The organism is Bacillus sp. LBG-1-113 (genome assembly GCF_020708615.1).
GTDB lineage: Bacteria > Bacillota > Bacilli > Bacillales > Bacillaceae > Bacillus > Bacillus mojavensis.
This window is the reverse complement of the sequence record NZ_JAJFDG010000002.1, coordinates 14,956-40,111: the sequence shown is the minus strand read 5'-3', so window position 1 is coordinate 40,111 and position 25,156 is coordinate 14,956. Positions and strand designations below refer to the sequence as shown.

The following is a 25,156-nucleotide window of genomic DNA, read 5'->3' as shown; positions in this document are numbered from 1 at the left end:
CAAAATACAGCTGATCTGAAAAAAAAGGAGGAATTCGGTTTGGATCAGCAATTTCAGCAGCAATCACAGAACAAAGGGATACCAGGTAAACCGCATCAGAATCACGGCGGACATGAAATGTTTGATATGCACGAGGTGCTTTCCGGAACGCTTACTGTGCTTGATCAGTTTATGATGCTGAGACAATTCTGTAAGGATCAGGAATTATTAAACATCCTTGACCGCCAATATCAATTCATTACATCTCAATATAACTTAACAGCAGAGTGCTTCAAAACAGGAAGCGAGCCTTCACAAAAAACGGCAACTTATATGATGAAGGAAGACAACCAGACTGTTTACGGCATGCAGCCGGCACAGCCTAAGAAACCTGTTCAATCTATGAATGATATTGATGACAGCATCATCAGCCGCCAAATGCTTTGCGCTGTTAAGGCACAGGCATCTATGCTGACGATGGCTTCTCTAGAAATGACAAATCCGGCCGTCAGACGTGTACTGTCTGCGCAAATTCAGCAGTATGTCGAAATGGCTTTTGAGATTTTCCTTTACCAAAACAAACATGGTTACTACCAAGTTCCGCAGCTTGACGCGCAGGATATGGAACAACTGAGAAATTCCTTTGCCCCTGCACAAGGACAAATGCCTCCGACTCAAGCAACTCAAGGCGGTATGGGTCAGCAAGGACTTCATTAATAAAAAAAGGCATTGGATAGGTTCTATCCAATGCCGCATTTTCTTCAAACGATCTGGTGAAATCTTCTTCAAATTGATCAAGACTATCCTGTGTCGCCGCTTTAAACCCTTTTTTAAAATCCCCTTTTTTCGCTGTTTCCTTTATAATCTCCAAAATAATGTCTTTCCCGTATGTTTCCGTCAGCTCATTGACCATATAAAAACTTTGCAAATAAACATCAGTTTCATATTCCGATCGAGCTTCCTGCCAGTCCTGATCTGTCTGCAAACGGTCAAACGGCACGACAGTAAACGTGATCGGATCTATGAGCAATTCATAGTTCGCGATCCACTCGCTTAATCCTTCATGGAACCATAAAGGGAACTCATCAGGATCTGCTTCGAGCTCCCGTAATTTTTGATGAAACGCATGGTGTGTGTACTCATGAATCAATAATCTCTGATACAGATAAACCGCTACCTCATCACCTTCTAAAAGCTGCTTTTTCTCTTCAGGCAATAATCCGATCAGCTGCTCCCGCTCAGAATAAAAGCCGACAACATCCATTAAACCGGAATAAGCCTCCATCTGTTTTTCATTAGGAAAAAAAATAATATCAATAGGCTTCTGATTCGAATATTCAAGCATGACCTGATTAATACTCACCGCATATTCAAGCGTTTCTTTCGTTAATGGCAGTAAGGATTTTTCCTTAGAAGTGTAATAAACATCGGCCTGTGTAAATGACTCTTTCTTCATGTGCTTCGTCACTTGTTCTTTCGTTATCCCAGATGCCTGCTGCCCTGGTAAAGACAGAATATACATCGTGCTTGATACGATGGCCGAGCTTACGGCCAGCATCACAAGGACTCCGCACAGGAATAGAGCGGATGCCGCACGCTTTCCTATGCCACCCTGCAAACGTCTCCCTCCCTGAGCCGGTCCGTCTTGTACCTTTTTATTTTTACTCTATGCAGCCTTAGTTCACAGCGTGTCATTTCTGCAAAGAAAAAAGCCGCACAAGTTATGCGGCTTTTTATCTTTTATTCAGCTTGCGGAAATACACGTTGTACGGTTTGACTAAATTCATCAAAGAATCCTGCAATCGGATCACCATTTTGGATTCGTTTGCCATACCCCTGCATCCGGTCAACAAAGTCTGGATTTGCAGAAACATACACGTTGTCCATGTTCTTATCAGTATCTTTTACTTTATCGGAAATTTTCTTTTTCAGATCTTTTCCAACTTCTTCTTTTCCATTTGTTAATACAACCGCAACATACGCTTGATTTCCGGCAACAATTACATTTGCGTGTTTCACTTCTTTCATTTCGGTAATTTTATCGGCAGCATCATCAGCAACTTCCAACTGACGGTTATCATTACCGTTATTGTTATCACCATTATTCGTCATATTATTGTCGACGTTGTCACGGGTATCATTTGCATTGTTGATATTTCTTGTACCGTTATCATTTCCCGGATTGCGGTAGTTAACATTTTCAGGCTCTGCATTATCACGTCTGCCCTCACCCTGATTGGCCATACCACAGCCAGTCATAAGCAAAGGGATAAGAAGCATGGACGCAAGGACTTGTTTTTTTCCAAGCATGTGAATTCCTCCTTTATCACTTTACTTATAGGTTTTTCTAATTGGATCTAAATATGCATGAAAAAATATCGGAAATGCTTTCCCGGGAAATAAAACGGTTAATTTGTCTAATGAGCGGGGAAAATATCAATACACTTATAAAGGAGGGATCACGTTGTTCAAACAGCGAAAAGGAATCAGTCCGACAGCCTTAGTTATCGGTTCAACTATGCTTGTTGCTGCTTTATCACCACAGATCCGGCAAAAAATCAGCGGGTTTATTACAGGCCAAATGAACAACCGAAATGCTCAAAATAAGTCGGTTGATCTTCCTAATGTTGGAGATATGATGAAACAGGCGTTTGGCGGAAATAATCAAGATCAATCTCAAAATCGTCAGCAAACTGGCCGTCAGCATCAGCATGCAGGCCAGCAGCAAAGCCAGCCTCAACAGCATCAGTCTCAGAAGCAAAATCGTCAAACGGACACAACAACCAGAAATAGACAGCAGCAATATGCAGAGCCAATCCATTTCGATCAAAGCGCAATGAATGTAATGGATGACAACACTGTAATGGAAATGCTGGAAGACTTAGAACCCGGCCGTTAAAAAAACGTGTAATCCTCTGACGGATTACACGTTTTAATATGCCTAGGCTTCTTCCGCTTCGATCACATTGGATCGATCTTGGAATACACCAGAATCTATTTCCTTCGTGACTTTGCTGGTAATCAGGCCTGATGTCATACTTCCGCTGACATTCAGCGCAGTACGTCCCATGTCAATCAACGGTTCGATAGAAATTAATAAACCGGCGAGCGCGACAGGCATATTTAACGCTGATAAAACGAGCAGCGCTGCAAATGTAGCTCCGCCGCCAACCCCGGCGACACCAAACGAGCTGATGGCAACAACCGCGATAACTGAGATGATAAACGCCGGATCAAACGGCTTTTGGCCGATTGTCGGAGCAATCATCATTGCCAGCATAGCCGGATAAATGCCGGCACAGCCATTTTGGCCGATAGATAGCCCGAACGAGCCGGCGAAGTTCGCAATTCCTTCCGGCACACCCAAGCTCCTTTGTGTTTTAATGTTCAGCGGCAAAGCGCCTGCGCTTGATCGTGACGTAAATGCAAACACGAGTACAGGCAGTGCTTTTTTCAAATAAACAACCGGATTTAATCCGCTGATCGTCAACAGAAGCAAGTGGATGATAAACATTACAATCAACGCGGCATATGAAGCAATGACAAACATACCAAGTTTCAAAATGCTGTCAATATCACTTGTCGCAATCGTTTTTGTCATAATGGCCAGCACACCGTAAGGCGTCAGTCTCAAGATGAGAGTAACAACCCGCATGACAATGGCGTAAACAGCATCAATCAATTTTTTGAACGTTTCTGCCTGTTCAGGCTGTTTCCGTCTCACACCTAGAAAAGCAATGCCTAGAAAAGCGGCAAAAATAACGACTCCAATCGTTGATGTCGGTCTAGCCCCTGTAAAATCCAAAAACGGATTTCCCGGAAGCAGTTCAATCATTTGCTGCGGCAGTGTTTTCGCTGTCATCTCCTCTGATTTCTGTTCAAGCTCCTGTCCCCGAGAAAGCTCTGTACTTCCTTGGTCAACCTGAATCGCCTGAAGATCAAAGGAAAGGGCGGACACAATACCAACCGCCGCGGCTACAGCTGTAGTCGCAACCAAAATCCCGATAATCAAACCGCTGATTTTCCCGAGATTTTTTGTCAGCTTCATCTTTGTAAAAGCGCCTAGAATGGAAATGAAAACAAGCGGCATGACAATCATCTGAAGCAATTTGACATATCCGCCCCCGGCAATATTAAACCAGTCGGCTGTTTGAACCACAATGTTTGAAGTCGGACCGTATATCAGCTGAAGCGCAAACCCAAAAACGATTCCCAGCCCCAGCGCAGTAAACACACGTTTTGAAAAAGAAACATGTTTCTTCTGCATGGCAAAGAGCCCAATAATGAGTAAAAGTAAAATAAATACATGCAAAATGACTAGCAAAGTCTCCAATTGAGGCAAACTCTCCCTTCAAAATTTTTCTTATATACTATATTACACAAATTCCGATAGTTCAAGTAAGAATTATTCCAGCATCAATATTTGGATAAAAAAAACCAATGAATACCGTTTTTGTTCTTTTCATTCCCCCCTTTCTTTAGTAACTTATAAAAGGGTGATAATATTGCTGAAAGAACTGTTCGTAAACTTGACTATTTTAATCACATTTAATTATCTGTTCACCCACCTGTTTAAAGAAAGGTTAATACATAAAAAAGACCGCCTTTCCTTTCAGCTAGTAAAAGGAGCTGCTTGCGGTCTCCTCGGGGTTATTCTTATGAATTTTGGTTTGACGTATCACCATTCAATCATAGATTTTAGAAATATCCCTATTATGATCGCCGCTCTTTATGGAGGCTGGGTGTCTACGGTGACAGCCCTGATAATAATTGCAGCAGGCCGCATGCTGATCAGCTTGAATGAATCAGCGCTGTATTCCATGATTACAATTTGTATCGCTGCTGTGCTGTCACTTATTGCATCAAGGAGAGAAGAAGTTCAGCTGAAACACGTACTATTACTTTTAATCATTTCAAATGGGTTCATCTCCTTTTTCTTCTATGTATTTGTTGATATCCATTCACTTAAGCTGCACTTTTATTTTTGGCTGATTTCAATTATCGGCGGCATGCTCAGCCTATATATTATCGAGCATGAAACCAATGCACATCTTTTATTTAAACAATATAAGTTCCAGGCGCACTATGACTTTTTGACAGGTATTTATAACCGCAGAAAGTTTGAAGAAATCACACAAGACCTGTATCAACAGGCTGCACACACTCCATCTTTACAATTTTCGCTTATTTATATGGATATCGATCACTTTAAAACCATTAACGATCAATATGGCCATCATGAGGGAGATCAGGTTCTGAAAGAGCTGGGATCCCGACTAAAACAAAATATCCGCAACACTGATCCTGCCGCACGGATCGGCGGCGAGGAATTTGCCCTCCTCTTGCCAAATTGCACGCCCGAGAAAGCAGTCCAAATCGCCGAACGGATCAGGCACTCGATCAGTAATACACCGATTGTATTAACAAACGGAGAAAAGCTTGCCGTTACGGCCTCACTGGGAGTAGCCCATTACCCCCGAAACACAGATAAGCCTGAAACCTTGCCTGTTCTTGCTGATCAAATGCTGTATAAAGCGAAAGAAAACGGCCGAAACAAAGTATGGTTTACCATAAAAAAAGAATGAATTCATTTTTTGAATTCATTCTTCCAATCTGAAAGACGATGTAAAGGCAAAAAAGCGGGAACAAGCATCCCTTGATACTCTTGTTCAATAAATGCCGCTGTATCATCTGATTGATAGAGTTCAAGGATGGTTTGCAATGTTTCGCGATCTCTGTCCTCAGCCCTGACAACAATTACATTCATATCTTCCTTCACGGTTTGCCTGCCGCCCTTTAGTGTATGCTTCTGCGGGTTCAGCCCCGCTTTTTTTGCGGCGGCTGTTTTCATCACAAACACATCAGCTCCGCTCATTGCATCCTGTTGGCGTACGGTTTTCAATTTCAAGTGTTTCGGATTATCTTTTATCACATCAATTGAACCGGTTCCATTAAAACCGTTCTTCAAAGTAAGCAGTCCCGCTTCCTGCAGGAGTGTAAGGGCTCGCCCAAAATCGAGCGCTTCATCCGGGACAGCAACAACAGCACCGCGCGGAATATCTTTGATTTGCCGATACCGTTTTGAATAAATGCCCATAGGCGCTATGTATGTCGTGCCAAGCGGTGCCAGTTTATGTTTGTATTTCTTTGAGAACGACTGAAAATATGAAATGGATTGAATAGCATTGGCATCAATCTCTTTGTTTGCCAGCGCTATATCTGATTCTGCATAATCAGAGAATAGAATCAGCTGAATATCAAGCCCTTCCGCTTCAGCCTTTTTTACGATATAGTTCCATATCGCTTCGTCCGACTCAGCAATTCCTATTTTTATCGTTTCATGTTCTGCTGACCGTGAGCATGCAGTAAATGAAACGAAAAGAACAAGAACAAAACTGCATACAAGCCACTTTTTCATTGTGACACCATACTCCTATCTATCTTATTAGAGCATGCAAGCAATATCAGACATAAAAATCAGACGCTCTTAGTTGATAAACGTTGTCATTTGTAACATTGGTTAACTTTACCTTACTCATATCAGATAGGGTTGTCAATTACTATTACCCCTACCTTTCCGTAAGGAGATACAAAAGAAAAAAGTCCTGCAAACATATGATCACGTATCGAAAAAACAGATACATTTCGGCAAATAAATATCAAAATGAAAAATAATATGTTATTTTCCGAAAAAAGTTTCGTTTAACAGTTGTTTTTTCTCGAAATTACTGGTAGAGTAAAGGTAATTATTTTTGTTCGAACTATCTTTAAGAAGAAAGTTTTGTAAGAGTTTTCGTCTTGGAAGTTTGTTTTAGAGCAAGAATAGTGAATTTAAGCGTTATGATCGCTTTAGGAGGAAATTTCATGTTAGAAGGTAAAGTAAAATGGTTCAACTCTGAAAAAGGTTTCGGATTCATCGAAGTAGAAGGTCAAGACGATGTATTCGTTCATTTCTCTGCTATTCAAGGCGAAGGCTTCAAAACTTTAGAAGAAGGCCAATCAGTTTCTTTCGAAATCGTTGAAGGAAACCGTGGACCACAAGCTGCTAACGTTACTAAAGAAGCGTAAGCATAAATTGATAATAAGAACTGCAGGTGCAAGCCTGCAGTTCTTATTTTAAAGAAAAAGCTGTTTTGCTTATGCAAAACAGCTTTTTTTCATTAGTTCGCAATATCCCGTTTCATAAAGATTCCGAAAGCAAGCAACAGGAAGACAACAAAATAAATCACCAGCATCACAATGGAGAATGTCATTGTCATCCCTTCGACTAACGGTGTTCCCTCTACATACTGCATCAAATTAACATTCGCAAATAAAATATACTTCGCCCAGTCAAACTTCACCGCCATAAACGCAGTGGCTGTCGTGCCCGTTACCAATAAAAAGATGGAGAACCCTACAGCAAGAGAGCTGTTTCTAAATACTGCGGACAGCATAAATGCCATCGTAGCCAGCATTAAAGCCGCAACAGATTCTGAGAGATACGTTTTGGCCAAATATCCCAACATATTTTGCTCCAATACATGACCATCCTTATAGATTAAATGAACATTCGCGGCAGTGTCCCCGCCTGTTCCAAAAAAGACCAGTCCCAGCAAAGTTGAACCTATAAATAAAATAAACAGCAATAAGAGACCAAATAAAAGAACGGTAATATATTTAGAAAGCAGAATTTGAAAACGGCTGAGCGGCCGGATCATTAACAGCTTAACCGTACCCCAGTTAAATTCGTTTGCGACGATGCCAGCTGCAATTATAATCGTGAACAGCCCAGTAAGGATTGTAAAACCGGCAGAATCCGTTACATAAGACCAAACGGTATATCCAGTGTCACTCGGGATATTATGTTCAATTCGATAGTTATTGATTGTGATCGTTTCTTCATATTGTCCTTTCAGGGAAGGATCTTCTTTCATTGCCTTCTTCAAATCACTATTTTGTGCTTGAAGCGTCTCTTTCCACTTCGGATTTGCTTCATCGGTTGAAAAGTGGTTTGTTAAAAATGCCCACCCGATCATTGTCAAAGCAAGAATTCCGATCATCACCCATGTTCCAACACGGCTGAAAATTTTGATCCACTCATTATAAATCAAATTAAGCATGTTGAACCTCCTCTTTTGCTTCGCCTGTGATTTCTAAGAAACGGTCCTCTAATGATTTTGTAATCACTTTGACTTCATAAATGCGGATTTGCTGCATGACCAGCAATTCAATCACTGCAGGGACGTCTTCTTTAGCCAGTTTGATTTCCAAACCGTTTGTCTTGATTAACGAATCATATTCTCTTAGAATCGCAGCAGTTTCCTTCGGCTGCTCCACTTGGAAGAAATATGTATCCTTTTCATCAGTTATTTCATCTCTTACATTCTGAATATCGATAAGCTTTCCTTTTTGGATAATCGCAATTCGGTCACACATTAGTTCCATTTCTGACAGCAGATGACTTGATACGATGACAGCCATTCCTCTTTCTCGCGTCAGCTTCTTTAAATGGTCTCTGATTTCTCTGATTCCCGCCGGATCAAGGCCGTTTGTCGGTTCATCCAAAATCAGCACTTTCGGATCGTGCAGAAGGCATTGTGCCAAGCCGAGACGCTGTCTCATCCCCAGTGAATAGGTTTTCACTTTATCATGGATTCTATCTTTGAGGCCGACTAGTTCCACCACTTCATCAATTTTTTCCTTCGTGACACCCTTTACCATCCTTGCGTATTGCTGGAGATTTTTATATCCGCTTAAAAATTTATACAGCTCTGGATTCTCTACAATAGCCCCGATATGTTTGATTGCCTTGGCATAATCTTTCGTGATTGATTGGCCGCAAATAAGCACATCACCTTGTGACAGCTTCATTAAACCGACCATCATTCTGATTGTCGTCGTTTTCCCCGCTCCATTCGGTCCCAGAAATCCAAATACTTCGCCTTCGCGAATCGTAAAACTCAGTTGATCAATGATCGTCCGGCCTCTGATGTTTTTTGTCACATTTTTTAATTCCAATACTGTTTTCATCAAATTCCTCCTCTTTCTAGTAAACTTTCATATTCGTTTTAAACCATTGCAGCACGGACATACCTTCCTGCTCGCGAATCTCTTCCACATTACGCTGTGCCACTTTTTCTCCGTCGGCGAGTACGATGACCTCGTCAAGCAGGGTTTCAATTTCATCAATTTCGTGTGTGGCTATGACAACGATTTGCTGCTCAAAATCAATATAAGAAACGAGGCTGTTGACAATTGAATCCCTGACCATCGGATCAAGACCGGAAAAAGGCTCATCCAATAGAATGACGGAAGCTCTTCTTGATAGTGCCAGCACGATTTTAAGACGGCCTCGACTCCCCTTGGAAAGCTGCTTTATCTTTTTTTCAGGCTTCAGCTGCATTTCTTCAAGCAGCTGATAGGCTTTTTCCATTTGAAAGTCAGGGAACTGTGATTCGTAAAAATCGAGCATATCTTTCACCGTAAATCCGGGATAAAACATGTCTAGCTCTGTTAGATAAGCCGTGTACTTGATCATGTGTCTTGTTACAGGCTGTTCACCTGCTTTCACTGTACCTGAAGTAGGGAACATCAGTCCGGCGATTAATTTTAAGGTTGTCGATTTCCCGCTGCCATTCGAGCCCAAAAGCCCGTAAATTTTTCCTGGGAATAAAGTAAAGGATATTTTATTCACCCCCGTATGGCCGCCGTATCTCTTAGACACATTGTCAAATACAATATTCATTCCTGTCCTCCTTTCGTGTATTTTTTAATCCCTGCCAGCATTTCTTCTTTTGTTAATCCCAGCTCTGCCATTTGATGAATAAAACTTTCAAACACTTCACGGGTAAGCCTCTCTTTCAGTTCATCCACGATTTCAGCTTTTTCAGCGATAAATGTGCCTTGCCCTCTTCTTGTCTCCACAATTCCCAGCCTTTCCATTTCACTGTAGGTTCTTTGAATCGTATTCGGATTTACTTTTGTTTGAATTGCCATTTCTCTGACAGACGGCAGCTTGTCTCCGGGAACAAGCTCCTTTCTGACCAGCCTATAAAAAATTTGATCAGCAATTTGCATATAAATCGGTTTAGAGGATTGAAAGTCTTGTTTCATTTTCTCTACACCTCAACTTTTCGCTGCAGGAGCCTGGAAGCCAGAAAAAGAAACACAGCTGCCAATACCAGCATGACAATAATGGACGGATATGGAAGATGGAAGATGTTTAATTCCACACGCCACCCTAAGGATCCCTTGTATGTAAAACCGACATCTCCATACGTTGTGAAATAATACAGTTTATCCAGCGGTGTCAGCCAAGGTATGATCAAATGGTCCTCTACATAAAACCACCCTACCCCCAGTAACATACAAATGAACCAGCGAAACCGTCTGATGAAGGAAGAACTTGATTTTAAAGAATGAAACACATTCCACAGCAGGATTACCGCACAGGAAAGATAAGCAGTAAATACCAGCCCATAAAGATTAAAGACCAGTATCGTGCCTGCAAGCGGGACTTGATCAGCAATGAGCGCTTTTGAGTCAAGGTATTGATAAAGAGAGATTCCGTAAACTGAAATCAAAAACTGAAAAATGAATTGATAGACAAGACCGGCAGTCAGCTTCGAGAGTAAAAGCGTGGCTGCGCCGTTCGGATTATATAACCATAGCTGGTTTTTCCCCTCTACACGAAGACAATTGTAGACCAGCAAAGGAGCTAAAAATACTTGAAAAATGGCAAGCACAACCCAGCATCCAAAAACAGCTAAAGGTTCTTCAGCCAATCGTTCGAATAAAAAGCTCCCGGCAGATAATAGTACGACTGCACAGAGACATGCAAAAAACCGCATCTTTGACAGTCTCAGATCCTTTTTTACTAAACCCCAAAACGGCTTCATTGTTTTTCCCCCTAAAAACACTTATAAAGTGTATGACTCAAATAGTACACTATGACTTCCCAAAATACAACATATTCCATGGATTTATTTAATAAATAACCAAGTTTTATACATTTAAACAGCATAAAAAAAGCAAACCCGCCAAGAGTAAACGGATTTGCCTTTGATATTATTTCTTTTTGTTTTTCATGGAGAGCAGCGCATCTCGATAACTGCTGTCCTGCATTTTGTCACTTTTTTCAGTGACCTCTTTTTCTTTCTGATCTTCCTCAGAATGCTTAAACTTTTGAAGCGCCTGCCGGTAGAAATCATCCCCAATTGAGTCACTTTTCTCTTTTCCAGAGTCAGTTTTTACAACGGCTGGGACATGCTCAGCAGCCCGTGCTTCAGCAGGGTATTTTGCTTCGTTTTTTTCCTCTTCTGGAGGGGCGATTTTTTCAGCTGTTTCTCGCTTCTCGAGTCCAGCAGAGGCGTTGCGGACATTATACGTGATAAGGCCCGCAATCACAATGACAGCAGCAATAATTGCTATTATAATGGCCATTTTAACCTCTCCTTACTGTCCGGCTGTTAAGTTTCCTGTGACTTGGCTGACGCGTCTTCCTAATGCGCGGCCCAGCTGAATACCTTCCTCAGACATTAACTCATCACTGTCTACTGGACAAGTGACGCCCGCTCCGTAGTAAGAACCGTACAGTGCGTTTTCAGGCACATTGCCAGGCAGACCCACAACAATCATCCCTTGGTGGAACATTGGCGTAATTAAGTTGTGCATTGTCATTTCCAAACCGCCGTGTGTTGTTGCCGTTGTGCAGAATACTGCGCCGACTTTGTTGATCAGCTCGCCTTCAGCCCACAAGTAGCCGAGTCTGTCGATCCAAGTTTTCAGACCTGCACTGATTGTTCCGAAATGCCCGGGGCATCCCCAAATAATCGCGTCCATGTCTTTAAGCTTGCGGATATCCGCCTGATCTACGTGGTCGATGAATACTTCAGCCGTGTCGTTTTCCCGAGCACCTTCAGCAATCGCTTCTGCCAATACCTTTGTATGTTCACCTTCACTGTCATACACTACATAAATTTTCATTTAGGAAACCTCCCTGTACAGTTTAAGATTCCTTCACTTCTTTTGGAGCCGGAAGCAATGAAAGCTCCTCTTTTTTCTTTTTCTCCGCACGCAATTTATCTTTTCTGACATCACGCAGGAAAAGACTGAGAATCACACCTGCCACACAGAATAATGTCGCCCACATAAAGGCGTCATTAATCCCCATGACGTTTGAATCGAGTGACGCGTGTTTGTAAATATGTGAGTAAACATACGTTTTTGCTGTCTCATAGGGTACATTCATATTCACCATTATATTCGAAACTGCATTTTGGAACGCATGGAGGAAGTTCGGGTCCGCCGTGCTTGTTTTATCTGCAATTTGTGAATAATGGAATGTCGTACGGTTTGTATAAATCGTCGTAATTAAGCTTGTTCCAATCGATCCGCTGATTTGGCGGAGCGTGTTGCTCATCGCTGTTCCGTGACTGTTCAGACGGGCAGGAAGCTGGTTCATCCCAGCCGTCATGACAGGCATCATTAAGAGTGACATACCGAATGCGCGAATTGAGTATACAAGCATAATGTGTGTATACGGTGTATCAATGGTCAATTGCGTATATTGGAATGTTGTCACCACTGTCACGACCAGTCCGATAATCGCAAGCGGTCTCGGGCCGAATTTATCAAACAAAATACCTGAGATCGGTGACATGATCAGCATCACGATCGCACCCGGAAGCAGAAGCAGACCGGATTGAAGCGCCGTAAATCCGACCAGGTTTTGCAGATAGATCGGTAACAGGAACATACCAGTGTAAAGTGCCACTGTAATAATGATATTAATAACACTTGAGAGTGAGAAAATGTCGTATTTAAACACTCTGAAATCAAGCATCGGATCATCATGACGCAATTGCTGAACAACAAAAGCAATAATTGCAATGACGCCAATTATAACTGTAGACAGTACAACCGGGTCGGTCCAGCCGTCAGAACCCGCTTCACTGACTCCGTATAATAAGGATGCGAATCCGACAATCGAGAGGATCGCTCCAAGAGTGTCGAGTTTGATTTTTTGCGGCTCCACCAAATTCTTAAAGATGAAGAAAGCCACGATGATAACAATTGCGCCGACTGGCACAAGTCCGTAAAACATGATGCGCCATGTGTAATGCTCAATAATCCACCCGGAAAGAGTCGGGCCGACCGCTGGAGCAAACATCATCGCAAGTCCGAAAATCCCCATTCCTTTCCCCCTGCTTTCAGGCGGGAAGATTAACAGAATGGTTGTCATAACAAGCGGCTGCAAGATACCTCCGCCCACGGCCTGGATTAAACGGCCGATCAGCATTGTAGAGAAGTTAGGTGCGATACCGCAGACTAACGTACCGAGCGTAAAACAGAACATGGCGACGAGAAAGAGACTCCGTTGGCCAAAGCGTGTAATCAGGAAGGCAGATAACGGAATTAATACGCCGTTTACAAGCATGTAACCTGTTGTGAGCCACTGAATCGTCGTTGCACTTACGCCAAATTCAGTCATTAAGTGCGGCATTGCGACGTTAAGCAATGTTTGGTTTAGTATTGCCAAGAATAAACCCGACATTAGCACAATCAGCAATGTCATAGGGCTTTTTGTATTTTTTTCTTTGCCTGTAGCCATCTAAGACAACCTCCTTTCATGGTTTGATGACTGATCTGTTTTACTCAGAGATTTTAACAGATGCATTCATACCTGGAAGCACCTTATCAGATGGGTTTTTGATTGAAATTTTAACTGGAACTTTTTGAGTTACTTTTGTGTAGTTTCCGCTTGAATTTGTAGATGGAAGCATATCAAAAGTTGAGTTAGTCGCATAGCCAATTTCTTCTACAGTACCATCAAATGTTGTATCAGGATCTCCGTCGACTACTACGTCTACACTATTTCCTACTTCAACATCTGCAATATCTGTTTCTTTAATATTTGCTGTGATATAAAGGTTGTCCATGTCAATCGTTTGCGCAATTGTTGTGCCAGCTTGTACGGTTTGTCCGTTTTTCACTTCGTTTTTCACAATTGTTCCATCCATGATGGATTTTACATCAACAGTTTGTTCACCTTTGATTTTTGCAACTATGTCGCCTTTTTTCACTGTTTTTCCTTCTTCAAGATCCCAGTCGGATACTTTACCTGCTGCCGGAGCTGAAATAGCTGCCATATCGCCGGCTACTTTTGCTTCATCTGTTTTTACGTAGTTTGTGCTTTGATAATAGTAGTAAGCACCTCCGCCTATAATTGCAAGAACAACAATCAAACCGATAATGTTGGTCAGAATTAAACGTCCTCTGTTCATTTTGTTTTTCTCCTTTCGTTTCTTCCTCTATCATTTTGTGGAAAGCTGGTGAAAATATGTGGGATGTTTTTAATTACCGCTTTTTTCTGCACAGCCTTCAGCAAGCTTTGATAAACTTCCGGCAAGCTTACGCAAATATTGAAGCTGAGACGTGTCAAGCTTCTGATACAGGCTCGCGCCCATTTTTGCGTATTGCACAGCGGCTTCTTGTAAAAGTTCTTCCCCCTCTTCGGTTAACTGAATCATTACGATACGGCGGTCATCCGGACTGTCATACCGATTCATCAATTGCCGGTTATATAGGATATCGGTCATCCGGGTCACAGAAGCAGGCTTAAGATCTAGAGACATGGCCAGCTTGCTGAGCGGCGTGCTTCCGCTTTGATGAATTTTAAACATCAGTAAATATTGAAGGACTGTAATATCAAAAGGCTCAAGCACAATCTCCAATATCTTCTTCTGTTTTTTATAGATAGCCCGAGACGTATCGAAGAGCTGTTCAAAAGTGAGCAAAGCACGTTCTGATTCAGTCAACTCCTTTTCACCTCATTCCTCAATAATAGTTCACAAGATAAAATATTAATAAATGAAAGAAGATTTGTCAAAGGAAAAATCTCTTTTTCCCTCTTATTTTTTTCGCAATCGCTTTCTTACTTTTTTTAAATAAAAAAAAGCCCTGAAATGGGCTATTCACTAGGATAATTGATGGCTGATGCCAGCTTCTTCATTTCTAAAAAAGTTCTTCAGCGCCTGAAAAACGTCTGACTTTTGTTTTAAAATATAGTATTTGAATTTCTCGTCTTTTACATTTTTATAAGCCGACATTAACGTCGAATGTCTGTTGTATTGATTGACCTCGCCATAGCAGAACAAATTCGCTTTCTTCATAATATCATTCACCAATTTCACGCAACGCGCATTATCAGATGTCAGATTGTCGCCGTCAGAGAAGTGAAAAGGGTAAATATTATAACGGGCGGGGCTGTATTTTTCATCAATCAGTTCAAGTGACTTTCGATATACGGAAGAACAGATTGTTCCGCCGCTTTCTCCTTTTGAAAAGAAATCTTCCTCAGACACAACTTTTGCTTCTGTATGATGAGCAATAAATTCAATTTCAACTGTTTCATATTTCGTCCGTAAAAAGCGGGTCATCCAGAAAAAGAAGCTTCTCGCCATATACTTTTCCCACACGCCCATACTGCCGCTCGTATCCATCATTGCTAACACGACAGCTTTTGACTCAGGCTTCGTGACATCGTTCCATGTTTTATATTTTAAGTCCTCCGGATAAATCGGATAGAAAGACGGCTTCCCTGTCATCGCGTTGCGTTTAAAAGCCGACATCATTGTTCTTTTCTTATCAATATTACCGGTTAACCCTGTTTTTCGGATATCGTTAAACTCGATATCCGTGTGAATGATATTATCTCTTTCTTTTTGCTGGAGATTCGGAAGCTCTAATTCTTTGAAGAGCGCTTCTTCTAAATCCATTAGTGAAACTTCTGCTTCATAATAGTCCTCGCCCGCCTGATCTCCGGCTCCCTGTCCTTTACCCGGCCCCTGTTTTTTGTCTGATCCGTCCCGGGCTACAACATCTCCAACCTGGCTGTCGCCGTCCCCTTGCCCTACGTGTTTATTTTTATCGTAGTTATAGCGGATTTTATACTCATCCAGTGAGCGGATAGGAATTTTCACTACATCTTTGCCGTTAGACATAATAATGCTTTCCTCAGTTACGAGATCCGGCAGATTGTTTTTGATGGCTTCCTGTACTTTTTTCTGGTGGCGCTGCTGGTCATCGAAGCCTTTGCGATGGAGGGACCAGTTTTCCTCAGAAATCAAAAAATGGCCGCTGTCATTTTGGGACATGAATTCCCCTCCTTAACCATTTGTGGTCGTGATACATACCTATTCCGGCTTGTGCCAGATTATGAAACAAGTCTTTCGAAAAGATTTATATTCATCATATGCGCATAAGTACAGTTAATTGACAAACTATTTAGAAAATGGTACAAAACAACCCGCCCTGTCCGGACGGGTCACTTGCTTATCGGTTCAGCAGGCTGCCGACGTATTTCAGCAGCTCATTGGCACTCGTCGAGTTGTAGCCGTGCTCATCAATTAAACGGGCTACGACTTCATTTACTTTCTTCAATTGCTGCTCATCAGGGGTTTTCGTTGAGGTCGTAATTTTAACAACATCCTTCAAGTCAGCAAACAATTTTTTCTGAATGGCTTCACGCAGTCTTTCGTGGGAATTGTAGTCAAACCGCTTTCCTTTTCTCGCATACGCGGAGATGCGGATTAAAATTTCTTCGCGGAACGCTTTTTTAGCGTTTTCGGAAATGCCGATCTGTTCTTCGATTGATCTCATCAGCTTTTCGTCCGGATTCATTTCTTCTCCTGTCAAAGGGTCACGCAGCTTATTTTTATTGCAATAAGCCTCTACGTTGTCGAGATAATTATCCATCAGCGTTTTGGCTGATTCTTCATAAGAATACACAAACGCTTTTTGGACTTCCTTCTTCGCAATATCATCATATTCCTTACGGGCTGCAGAAATAAGATTCAAGTACCGTTCCCGATCCTCGTTTGAAATAGACGGATGCTGATCAAGTCCTTCTTTTAAAGAACGGAGAACATCAAGGGAATTGATCGACTCCATATTTTTTCTGATAATGGTAGAAGAAATGCGGTTAATCACGTAGCGCGGGTCAATTCCGCTCATGCCCTCATCATTATATTCTTTCTTCATGTCCTCAACGTCCACTGAATTAAAGCCTTCTACACTTTCACCGTCATATAGTCTCATTTTCTTCACCAGATCAATATCAGACCGCTTCGGCTCTTTTAATCGCGTAAGGATTGAAAACATCGCGGCGACCTTAAGTGTGTGCGGAGCAATATGAACATCCGATACATCACTTTCTGCGATCATTTTTTCATAAATTCTTTCTTCCTCAGACACTTTTAAGTTATAAGGAACAGGCATCACAATGATTCTGGAGTGCAGGGCTTCGTTTTTCTTATTAGAAATAAATGAGCGATACTCCGTTTCATTCGTGTGAGCCACGATCAGCTCATCAGCGGAAATTAACGCAAATCGCCCGGCTTTAAAATTCCCTTCCTGTGTCAGTGAGAGCAAATGCCAGAGGAACTTCTCATCACATTTCAGCATCTCCTGAAACTCCATCATGCCTCGGTTCGCCTTGTTCAGCTCTCCGTCAAACCGGTAGGCGCGCGGATCAGATTCAGAACCGTATTCAGCAATGGTTGAGAAATCAATACTTCCCGTCAAATCGGCAATATCCTGAGATTTCGGATCAGACGGACTGAAGGTGCCGATTCCCGTACGCTTATCCTCAGAAAAGAAGATTCGCTCCACCCTCACATCTTCAATTCGCCCTCCGTACTCTTCCTCCAGCCTCATCACATTTAATGGTGAAAGGCTTCCTTCTATTCTAATGCCGTATTCTCTGTAAAAATCCTCCCGCAAATGATGGGGGATTAAATGAAGGGGGTCCTCGTGCATCGGGCAGCCTTTAATCGCATATACAGCACCATTATCCGTCAGCGTGTACGCTTCAAGACCTTTTTTGAGCATCGTGACCAGCGTTGATTTACCGCCGCTCACAGGACCCATTAAAAGCAGAATGCGCTTTCTGACATCAAGCCTTTTCGCGGCCGGATGAAAATATTCCTCCACAAGGCGCTCGAGGGATTCTTCAAGCCCGAACAGCTCGCGGTCAAAAAAGCTGTACTTCTTCCGTCCGTCAATCTCCTCTATCCCGCTGTCTTTTATCATATTAAAAACACGAGAATGAGCAGATTGCGCGACCATTGGATTTTCTTTAATAATCTCCAAATAATCAGCGAATGTTCCTTCCCATTTCAGACGCTGCTCTTCCTCTCTGTACTTTTCAATTTTCTTTAATATATCCATAAGGACCTCCTCTATCATGTTTGATGCGCTGTGCAAAAAAAGGTACTTTGATACAATCTATGCCGTCAGCCCGTGATACATGCTTTGGTTTCTTAAAAATAAAGATACCCTATGCAGCGTTGACAAGGCAGACTGCGTGCGTTCATAATAAAGAAAATACAGAATCATCCAGACTCGGACAGCAGGAAAAATTGAAGAGGGGGAGAGACGGTGAAAACAATCATCATGATGGGTGTCATTGTCACTTTTTTAGTATCAATTTTTACCGCAGGATACGATAGTAAGCCGGGAAAAGAATAAAAAGAAAAGGGTGCTCTCTCTTGAGAGCACCCTTTCTCTGTGTAACAGAACAATGTTTTACAACTTAACTCTTTTCATAACTTTTGAATGCTGATCGCATTCGCATTTGTTTTCAAATTCAATTGTGCCGATTTTACAGCCTGGCCCGATAACAACTTCTTTCCCTCTGACCACCGCCGCCTCGGTATGTTCCAAATAGATTTTATCTCCCTCAATCAGCTCCGCAGTTAGTCTCGCTTTTTTTCGCGTAAAAAAGCGCGCACGTTTTTTTACTGTAACAGACGTTCCGCCTATTTCCCGGACCCGGCTGGTATCATGACTCAATCCGATATCAATCTCGCCTGCATTCAGCAACCCTGTTACGTCCACACAGCCAGTGATATGAAACGATTCGATTTCACAATCGCCTTTAACGCTGAGCTTTCCTTTTGCTTCGCACGAATCCCCTGCCATATTGCCGCCGATCTCAGTCAGACCTTTCAGCTTCAATCGGCCAACATGAAGAGCGCCTCTGACTTGCATTGTCCCGTATATACTGATTTTGCCCGCACTCAAATCGCCTTCAAACTCGCTTTCTCCGAGTACTTTCAGCCGTTCAGTCTCCGCGTTCCCGAGAAAACGGCCTGTGCCGTATATGCGGCAGCCTGCAGCGGACAGTCCTTCTCCAATCACACCTTCACCTTTGATGCTGACATGGTGATAGGCGCCTCCCGAAGCGTGCCCGGCACCATATAATTTTAAATGTCCTACTTTTGCTGTTTCCATATGATCCTCCTTACATTCTTGTGTATGTGCCTACCGAAGCGTTCGGATCACAAGTGTAATCGCCGCTGTATTCCACAGTCTCAATCTGGCAGTTCGGACCGATTTTCACTGTGTTTCCCCGCACAATCTTGGCGTTCGTATGTGTCAGCTCAATCACGTCTCCCTCAATCAGTTCAGCTGTTAACACAGGCTGCGGCATCAGCTTCAGCAATGTCAGCATCCCTTTTCTGCCCGTCACTTGAAGATGGCGGCAGCCGATCTCCCGCACATAACTCTCTCCGGAAGAAAGCTTGATATTCACCTGATCAGCATTTAGGAGACCGCTGACTTTGCATTTCCCTTCAGTCTGAAATGTTTCCGTTTCGCAATCGGCTTCCATGACCGCCTTTCCGGTGATCACAATGTCATCAGCCTTGACTGCTCCGCCAAATGTTGATGATCCCGCGACCTTCAATTGTTTAGCGGCGGTCTCACCTTGGATAAAACCTGTTCCATTCATGCGGATGGATTCTGCATCAACATCCCCATGAATTTTGCCTGAGCCGCTGATGGTTACTGTTTTTGCCTTGACACTCCCGTCCGCTTTACCGGTGCCGTTGAATGAAAAAGAGTCACACTCCACGTCTCCGGCCACAGTTCCGCTGCCATTAATCTCAACTGATTGAAATTTTCCGCCCTTCGAACTCCCCGTACCGTTTATCACCAGATTATCCATTATTTCCATTGGTGGCCCTCCTGCATATATTTTGTCTTTAATTCCTCTGAAGCATTGGCTAAATCCACTCTTTCCACAATCTTAACGGACGACTCAAAAAGGATGCTGTCTGCGGCAGCCGCTATAAAACAAGTCGTTACACCCAGCTTGCGCAAAATGATCAGTTCCGTCTGTTTCTTGATCTCCGCTGTTTCATGCTTCTTCAATACGTCAGCAGCCAATTTCGCTTCTTCCGTGCTGACATTTCCGGACTGTAAAAGCCCTTCAAGCACATACAGCGACAGCAGATTTCGAGAAGAAAAAACCGTGTCTGCTCCGCCTTCTGAATAGACATGGAGAGCCGGCTTTGATATCAAGCCTTTCGTCAGCAATTCATCAGCCGTCATGCTCACATCCTTCATTTTCGGTGACAGCATCTCCCGCATCTCATCCAAAGACAAATTTTCTTTCATCTTTTGAATGATTGAAATGCGCTTTAAAATATCCTCTCTAGGAAAAAACGTCTCTTGCCCTGTAAATGTGGATTTACGTATAAACCACTCCTCAGGGATTAAATTTTTCCGTTTCCATCGATACAGCTGACCGTATGAGATGGATGTTTCTTCAAGCAATTCTTTTTTAGAGATTAATTGATCTTCCATAAGTCCAGCTCCTTTGATGGATACATTGTAACATAACACTGTTACGTTGTTAAGCCTAAAATAACAAAACACAGTTCTATAAAAAAACCCGCCCATACACATGGGCGGGTTTTTCACTATTTTAAATCTCGGTAATTTTGCTGACGCAGCGCCTCATACACTAGAATCGCTGCGGTATTGGACAGATTTAGCGATCTGACATGCTCTGTCATCGGAAGACGCAGGCATCGGTCCATATTATTTTGAATTAATTCCTTTGGCAAACCGCTTGTTTCTCTTCCGAACACAAAGAAATAATCCTCGTTAATATCCGTGTAGTCAAAAGATGTATGCGGCTTTTGGCCGAATTTCGTGATGAAGAAAAACTGCCCTTTTTTATATGCCTCAAATAATTCTTCTAACGAGTCATGATACACTACGTTTACAAACTCCCAATAATCAAGTCCGGCGCGCTTCAGCATTTTATCATCAGTTGAAAAGCCGAGCGGACGAATCAGATGGAGCGTTGTATCTGTTGCTGCGCAAGTACGTGCGATATTCCCTGTATTAGCAGGAATTTCTGGTTGATATAAAACGACATGTAATGCCACTGTGTTCACCTCTAATTTTTCTTATCCGCTCATCATTATATCATTAATTACTCTTTTGTCGTATCATCAACGATATGAAAAAAGGCATATCGGATAGACGGTGTGTATGCTGTTGAATCTTCGTAAGACCAATACCTCATCCGGCTGTCATAGGACTGGGCGTTGACAAGCGGCATATTGCCTTTATCCTTCGCCACCACAATCGTTGTGTGATTAAACCGGCCATCTCCTTCAAAATCATAGCAAATCACATCACCCGGCACCAGCTCTTCCGCTGATTTTACACGCACCGCCCGAAGGCCAGCCTTTGAATTCGTCAAATACATTTTCATCGAGTGAGCCACCGTCCAGCTATAGCTCCAAGAACTTTGTTTCATCCACCAGCCAGACCCTCTGTTCGGGTGGCCTCGCATTGGCGCTCCCCCTGCATGAAGACACTGAGAAATAAAATTCGTGCAATTATCGCTGAAATTTTTATAAGCCGGATTACGCTTGTTCCAATATTTTTCGGCATATTGTACCGCTCCGAGCCGGTCATATTGAAAAGCTCGGCCAAACGCCTCCCTTTCTTCCTGGGAATAGTCAATAATGCTTTGGCCTTCACTAAATCCCGCCGGTTTTTTTTTCACTTCCTGATCCTTAATCAGAATTTGATCATAAAGAAAAGCGACTCTTTCTTCTATATGCTCTTCCATATACAGAGTGTCGCCCTGCTCCTTGTATAAATATTCGAAGTGTATGATATACCTGATGCAGGTGGTTCCGTCATCCTCAATCTGCACATTGTCAATGACAGCTTTCGCTTTCGCTTTTATCATCTCAATCTTACGTTTTTCCAGAAGCTTCTTCTTACGTTCCATGACTTCCAGGTCTCCGACTTGAGGCTCCTGTCTCAGATCATGCCCGTTCACCAGATAGCTAAGACGCTCCTCCGCTAGTTGTTCTAATATGTGCTTCAAGTTCACCCCACCCGACATACTTTTTTATAGAGAAAAAACACTTGGCTGCATCTCAAGTGTTTTTTCCTTCTGCTCTATACGTATGTCAGGACAAGACTTATTTAGTCATGCCGGCTTTTAGCAATTCAATTCCTTTTTCAATTTCCTGCTTTGCCTCTTCATCATTTTCTTTTTCCAGTGCTTTTTCAAGCTCCTCCGCGTATGTGTTGTCTCCGATTTTCCCGATCGCCCAGGCAGCCGTCCCCCTGATGACCGGGCGCGGATCTTTATGCATAAGCTCCGTCAGTTCAGACAGTGCGGAGGTGTCTTTAAAGTGGGCAAGCGCCAGAATCGCATTCCGTTGAATCGGTTTTTTTCCGCGCCACGAGCCTGAAACATGTCCGAATTTCTCTTTAAATTCACGGTTGCTGATGGTTAAAAGCGGCTTCAATAATGGTTTTGCAATCTCGGGATCCGGTTCCATTTCAGGATGAAGATGAAAATCCTTCCCTTTATTGATTGGACATACCGTTTGGCACGTATCGCATCCATACAGGCGGTTTCCAATTTTCGTGCGGAATTCATCCGGCAAAAATCCTTTTGTCTGGGTCAGAAAAGATATACAGCGCTGAGCGTTAAGCTGCCCAGGGTTCACAAGCGCTCCCGTCGGGCAAGCATCTAAACATTTGGTGCATGATCCGCACATATCCTCAATCGGGACATCCGTCTCGAAAGGTATATTTGTAATCATTTCCGCCAAATACACATAAGACCCGTACTCCGGCGTTGTAATCATACAGTTTTTGGCGCTGAACCCAATTCCGGCCCGTTCCGCCACTGCCCGATCAGACAATTCACCCGTATCGACCATTGATTTTGTCCTGATATCCTCATGCTTGCTTCTCAGAAAATCCTCCAGAAGATCGAGCTTTTCCCGCAGGACGTCATGATAATCCTTTCCCCAGGAGGCTCTGCAAAAAATGCCTCTGCGCTCAGTTCGCGTGCTTCTTGGCGCATCCTTCATTCTCGAAGGATAAGCAAGTGCAATGGCCACGATTGATTTCGCTTTCGGCAAAAGCAGCGTTGGCGTCACTCTTTTTTCAATATCAGGCTCTTCAAAACCGGAAAGATATCCGAGTGAATCCTGAAGAATCAAACGGTCTTTTAAACTGTCAAATGTATCAGCGGTCGTAAAACCGATCTTGTCCACGCCAATGCTTTTTGCGTATTCAATTAATTCTTCTTTCAGCTGATAAACGTTCATGTTTTGCACAGCCTCCTTTCTTTGTGATAAAACAATAAGCCGTTGTATAATAGGTTGATATCCCGTAATTGGAGTGAATACATGTGAATATCAAACTTGATCCTGTTATTACTGAACGTGCGGCAGGAATAAATGCAGCCGCTGTGATATATGAAAATATTGAAGTCGGCTCCTCTCCGCAAATGCTGAAAGGCAGACTTCGTTTATTTCAAGAGTCTCTGTTTTTTGACTATGCGGACGGCGGAATATCGGACCAGCCTTTCGTCAAAGAATGGCAGACAATCTTTAAGCAGCTGGACCCTTCATTCGAGGGAGAAAAAACGCCGATGGAGCAAATGTTGATCCCCATATCCAAAGAACAATTCATGGAAAGCGAGGATTCAGCCCATGATACCATACATTTTTTCGCGTTAAAATATTCTCTCCCCATTATGATCTATGATGCCGGCAAGCTTCAGGAGCCAGTCCGGATTTCAATAGGAGAAAAAGCTAACATACTGATTTATTCTGATGAAAACGGTGTTTTCGGCGATTTCAAAAACAACGTCAATCAAAAACCCGTCATAGCAGATACAAAAAGCATGCTGCAAATCATCTTTTTCCCGCCATCGATTGAAAAAGAAAACGCCGTTAACCTTTTAACATCATTAACGAAAATGTTTGAACAAATTCACGGCGGCGGCCATACAGTACATTGGCTTACGTAAAAGAACACGAGATTCGTGTTCTTTTTTACATAAAAAAACGCAATACTTCGTTTATCTGAGAAACGAAACACTGCGTTAATAACGTATGTATGGAGCGGGTGATGAGAATCGAACTCACGACATCAGCTTGGAAGGCTGAGGTTTTACCACTAAACTACACCCGCATTTGTGATTGTCGGTGTCAGCACCGCTTTGACTTTTATTATGTTACACGTTTATTAAATTTTCGTCAAGGGAATATAAAAAATTTGTCGAAAAAAATTTTTGTTTTTGCAATATTGTTAAGTTACATTTACATAATGTTAAATAAACTATACAATGGAAGAAAGTGAGAATGTGAAGGTGGCATACGTCATGATGAAAAATAAAGTGAAAGAGCTCAGAGCGCGCTTCAGCTATTCTCAGGAAAAACTCGGAGAAACGGTCGGCGTTACGAGACAAACGGTAGCAGCAATTGAAAAAGGAGACTATGTTCCCTCACTGTTATTAGCATTAAAAATCTGCAAAGCCTTCTCCATGCAAATGGAGGATGTCTTTTGGCTAGAGGAGGAAGACTAATATGGGCATGAAAACAAAAGCAGCATTTCACCTCATTTTGTTCGGTCTTGCATGCTGGACACTTGTTGCATACTTTAAAGCTTCGGAAGGCATTGGAGCCTTTTTCAGCACAAAGAACGGCCAGATGATGTTTGAAATAAACATCACCCCGTTTATTCTTTTTATTGCGGCAGCTGCGGTTTATATGTATTTACAAAAGAAAAGCAGGCCTGTGTCAAAAAATCTCCTGCTGCCAGATGAATTTGAGGAACAGGATGAAAGAGAGCAGATGATGACGGCAAAAGCCTGCCGTGCGTCATATATCGCCGTCTACTTTTCACTGCCTGCCGCCGCTGTCCTGCTCATTTTTTATCCGCTGTTTCAGTCACACATTCCCTTTTTCCCTATTATTGTCGTATTTATCATCATGATCATCCAGCACCTATCCTACGTCATTTCCTTCAAGAAAAATGAAAAAAACTCCGGCGCGATGTAATCGTCCGGAGT

Annotated in this window: 27 protein-coding genes, 1 tRNA gene and 2 pseudogenes; 7 read left to right on the top strand and 23 right to left on the bottom strand. The window is 42.6% G+C overall.

Annotated elements, in window-relative coordinates; all coding sequences use genetic code 11:
* Positions 1–39: 39 nt before the first annotated feature.
* Positions 40–696: a spore coat protein gene (locus tag LJF29_RS06295; protein ID WP_229147607.1), complete on the top strand. Its 657-nt coding sequence runs from the start codon at positions 40–42 to the stop codon at positions 694–696.
* Here the strand turns inward: LJF29_RS06295 and LJF29_RS06290 are convergent.
* Positions 622–1,597: pseudogene (locus LJF29_RS06290) on the bottom strand (hypothetical protein); the annotation flags it as partial. The gene LJF29_RS06295 and the pseudogene LJF29_RS06290 sit on opposite strands and share 75 nt — an antisense overlap.
* 122 nt (positions 1,598–1,719) lie before the next feature.
* A complete protein-coding gene (locus LJF29_RS06285) occupies positions 1,720–2,289 on the bottom strand; it encodes a YhcN/YlaJ family sporulation lipoprotein (protein WP_010333516.1) in 570 nt (189 codons plus the stop codon).
* A gap of 154 nt (positions 2,290–2,443) precedes the next feature.
* Between LJF29_RS06285 and LJF29_RS06280 the strand changes: the two genes are divergently transcribed.
* Positions 2,444–2,878, top strand: coding sequence for a hypothetical protein (locus tag LJF29_RS06280; RefSeq protein ID WP_229147606.1), 435 nt, complete (start codon positions 2,444–2,446; stop codon positions 2,876–2,878).
* 42 nt (positions 2,879–2,920) lie between these two features.
* Here the strand turns inward: LJF29_RS06280 and LJF29_RS06275 are convergent, their stop codons facing one another.
* Positions 2,921–4,312: an L-cystine transporter gene (locus tag LJF29_RS06275; RefSeq protein WP_229147605.1), complete on the bottom strand. Its 1,392-nt coding sequence runs from the start codon at positions 4,310–4,312 to the stop codon at positions 2,921–2,923.
* Between the two features lie 172 nt (positions 4,313–4,484).
* Here LJF29_RS06275 and LJF29_RS06270 point away from each other — a divergent pair, with 172 nt between their 5' ends.
* Complete coding sequence (locus LJF29_RS06270; RefSeq protein WP_229147604.1) at positions 4,485–5,564, top strand: diguanylate cyclase; 1,080 nt, start codon at positions 4,485–4,487, stop codon at positions 5,562–5,564.
* A gap of 2 nt (positions 5,565–5,566) precedes the next feature.
* Here the strand turns inward: LJF29_RS06270 and LJF29_RS06265 are convergent, their stop codons facing one another.
* Positions 5,567–6,397 (bottom strand): MetQ/NlpA family ABC transporter substrate-binding protein, encoded by an 831-nt coding sequence (locus LJF29_RS06265; protein ID WP_229147603.1) that lies wholly within the window; start codon positions 6,395–6,397, stop codon positions 5,567–5,569.
* Positions 6,398–6,843: 446 nt separating this feature from the next.
* Here LJF29_RS06265 and cspB point away from each other — a divergent pair, with 446 nt between their 5' ends.
* Complete coding sequence (gene cspB, locus LJF29_RS06260) at positions 6,844–7,047, top strand: cold shock-like protein CspB (RefSeq protein WP_010333511.1); 204 nt, start codon at positions 6,844–6,846, stop codon at positions 7,045–7,047.
* A 92-nt stretch (positions 7,048–7,139) separates the two neighbouring features.
* On the opposite strand, the gene LJF29_RS06255 is transcribed toward cspB, so the two are convergent.
* The 18 genes and pseudogenes from LJF29_RS06255 to queG form a co-directional block, all read right to left on the bottom strand.
* Positions 7,140–8,081, bottom strand: a complete 942-nt coding sequence (locus LJF29_RS06255; protein ID WP_168747275.1) for an ABC transporter permease — start codon at positions 8,079–8,081, stop codon at positions 7,140–7,142.
* Positions 8,074–8,991 (bottom strand): ABC transporter ATP-binding protein, encoded by a 918-nt coding sequence (locus LJF29_RS06250; protein ID WP_229147602.1) that lies wholly within the window; start codon positions 8,989–8,991, stop codon positions 8,074–8,076. The genes LJF29_RS06255 and LJF29_RS06250 overlap by 8 nt, the downstream gene beginning before the upstream one ends.
* 16 nt (positions 8,992–9,007) lie before the next feature.
* The gene (locus tag LJF29_RS06245; protein WP_229147601.1) at positions 9,008–9,706 is read right to left on the bottom strand and encodes an ABC transporter ATP-binding protein; all 699 of its coding nucleotides are present in this window, start codon (positions 9,704–9,706) and stop codon (positions 9,008–9,010) included.
* Positions 9,703–10,074 carry a GntR family transcriptional regulator gene (locus LJF29_RS06240; RefSeq protein ID WP_010333507.1) on the bottom strand — a complete coding sequence of 124 codons (372 nt, stop codon included), beginning with the start codon at positions 10,072–10,074 and terminating at the stop codon, positions 9,703–9,705. Before LJF29_RS06240 ends, LJF29_RS06245 begins: the two co-directional genes overlap by 4 nt.
* Before the next feature lie 5 nt (positions 10,075–10,079).
* The gene (locus LJF29_RS06235) at positions 10,080–10,859 is read right to left on the bottom strand and encodes a hypothetical protein (RefSeq protein ID WP_229147600.1); all 780 of its coding nucleotides are present in this window, start codon (positions 10,857–10,859) and stop codon (positions 10,080–10,082) included.
* A 169-nt stretch (positions 10,860–11,028) separates the two neighbouring features.
* Complete coding sequence (locus LJF29_RS06230; protein ID WP_010333505.1) at positions 11,029–11,403, bottom strand: hypothetical protein; 375 nt, start codon at positions 11,401–11,403, stop codon at positions 11,029–11,031.
* Between the two features lie 12 nt (positions 11,404–11,415).
* Positions 11,416–11,946, bottom strand: coding sequence for an NAD(P)H-dependent oxidoreductase (locus LJF29_RS06225; RefSeq protein WP_010333504.1), 531 nt, complete (start codon positions 11,944–11,946; stop codon positions 11,416–11,418).
* Positions 11,947–11,968: 22 nt separating this feature from the next.
* Positions 11,969–13,573 carry an MFS transporter gene (locus tag LJF29_RS06220; RefSeq protein WP_010333503.1) on the bottom strand — a complete coding sequence of 535 codons (1,605 nt, stop codon included), beginning with the start codon at positions 13,571–13,573 and terminating at the stop codon, positions 11,969–11,971.
* Between the two features lie 40 nt (positions 13,574–13,613).
* A pseudogene (locus LJF29_RS06215) lies at positions 13,614–14,280 on the bottom strand (HlyD family efflux transporter periplasmic adaptor subunit).
* 35 nt (positions 14,281–14,315) lie between these two features.
* Positions 14,316–14,780 (bottom strand): MarR family transcriptional regulator, encoded by a 465-nt coding sequence (locus LJF29_RS06210; protein ID WP_010333501.1) that lies wholly within the window; start codon positions 14,778–14,780, stop codon positions 14,316–14,318.
* Between the two features lie 159 nt (positions 14,781–14,939).
* Positions 14,940–16,118, bottom strand: coding sequence for a sporulation protein YhbH (gene yhbH, locus LJF29_RS06205; protein ID WP_010333500.1), 1,179 nt, complete (start codon positions 16,116–16,118; stop codon positions 14,940–14,942).
* A gap of 178 nt (positions 16,119–16,296) precedes the next feature.
* Positions 16,297–18,192, bottom strand: a complete 1,896-nt coding sequence (gene prkA / locus LJF29_RS06200) for a serine/threonine protein kinase PrkA (protein WP_010333499.1) — start codon at positions 18,190–18,192, stop codon at positions 16,297–16,299.
* A gap of 357 nt (positions 18,193–18,549) precedes the next feature.
* Positions 18,550–19,257 carry a hypothetical protein gene (locus tag LJF29_RS06195; RefSeq protein ID WP_229147599.1) on the bottom strand — a complete coding sequence of 236 codons (708 nt, stop codon included), beginning with the start codon at positions 19,255–19,257 and terminating at the stop codon, positions 18,550–18,552.
* Positions 19,258–19,267: 10 nt separating this feature from the next.
* Positions 19,268–19,981 (bottom strand): bactofilin family protein, encoded by a 714-nt coding sequence (locus LJF29_RS06190; protein ID WP_010333496.1) that lies wholly within the window; start codon positions 19,979–19,981, stop codon positions 19,268–19,270.
* A complete protein-coding gene (locus LJF29_RS06185) occupies positions 19,972–20,613 on the bottom strand; it encodes a YhbD family protein (protein ID WP_229147598.1) in 642 nt (213 codons plus the stop codon). Before LJF29_RS06185 ends, LJF29_RS06190 begins: the two co-directional genes overlap by 10 nt.
* A 116-nt stretch (positions 20,614–20,729) precedes the next feature.
* Complete coding sequence (gene trmL / locus LJF29_RS06180; protein ID WP_168747270.1) at positions 20,730–21,212, bottom strand: tRNA (uridine(34)/cytosine(34)/5-carboxymethylaminomethyluridine(34)-2'-O)-methyltransferase TrmL; 483 nt, start codon at positions 21,210–21,212, stop codon at positions 20,730–20,732.
* A 38-nt stretch (positions 21,213–21,250) separates the two neighbouring features.
* The gene (locus tag LJF29_RS06175) at positions 21,251–22,180 is read right to left on the bottom strand and encodes an amidase domain-containing protein (RefSeq protein WP_229147597.1); all 930 of its coding nucleotides are present in this window, start codon (positions 22,178–22,180) and stop codon (positions 21,251–21,253) included.
* Positions 22,181–22,259: 79 nt separating this feature from the next.
* Complete coding sequence (queG, locus tag LJF29_RS06170) at positions 22,260–23,405, bottom strand: tRNA epoxyqueuosine(34) reductase QueG (RefSeq protein ID WP_229147596.1); 1,146 nt, start codon at positions 23,403–23,405, stop codon at positions 22,260–22,262.
* A gap of 83 nt (positions 23,406–23,488) precedes the next feature.
* Here queG and LJF29_RS06165 point away from each other — a divergent pair, with 83 nt between their 5' ends.
* Positions 23,489–24,112 carry a hypothetical protein gene (locus tag LJF29_RS06165; RefSeq protein WP_229147595.1) on the top strand — a complete coding sequence of 208 codons (624 nt, stop codon included), beginning with the start codon at positions 23,489–23,491 and terminating at the stop codon, positions 24,110–24,112.
* A gap of 90 nt (positions 24,113–24,202) precedes the next feature.
* Here the strand turns inward: LJF29_RS06165 and LJF29_RS06160 are convergent.
* Positions 24,203–24,276, bottom strand: a tRNA-Gly gene (locus tag LJF29_RS06160).
* Between the two features lie 193 nt (positions 24,277–24,469).
* On the opposite strand from LJF29_RS06160, the gene LJF29_RS06155 reads away from it, so the two are divergent.
* Together LJF29_RS06155 and LJF29_RS06150 are read left to right on the top strand one after the other, a co-directional pair.
* A complete protein-coding gene (locus LJF29_RS06155; protein ID WP_168749409.1) occupies positions 24,470–24,670 on the top strand; it encodes a helix-turn-helix transcriptional regulator in 201 nt (66 codons plus the stop codon).
* Position 24,671: 1 nt separating this feature from the next.
* Positions 24,672–25,145 (top strand): hypothetical protein, encoded by a 474-nt coding sequence (locus LJF29_RS06150; protein ID WP_229147594.1) that lies wholly within the window; start codon positions 24,672–24,674, stop codon positions 25,143–25,145.
* Positions 25,146–25,156 lie beyond the last annotated feature (11 nt).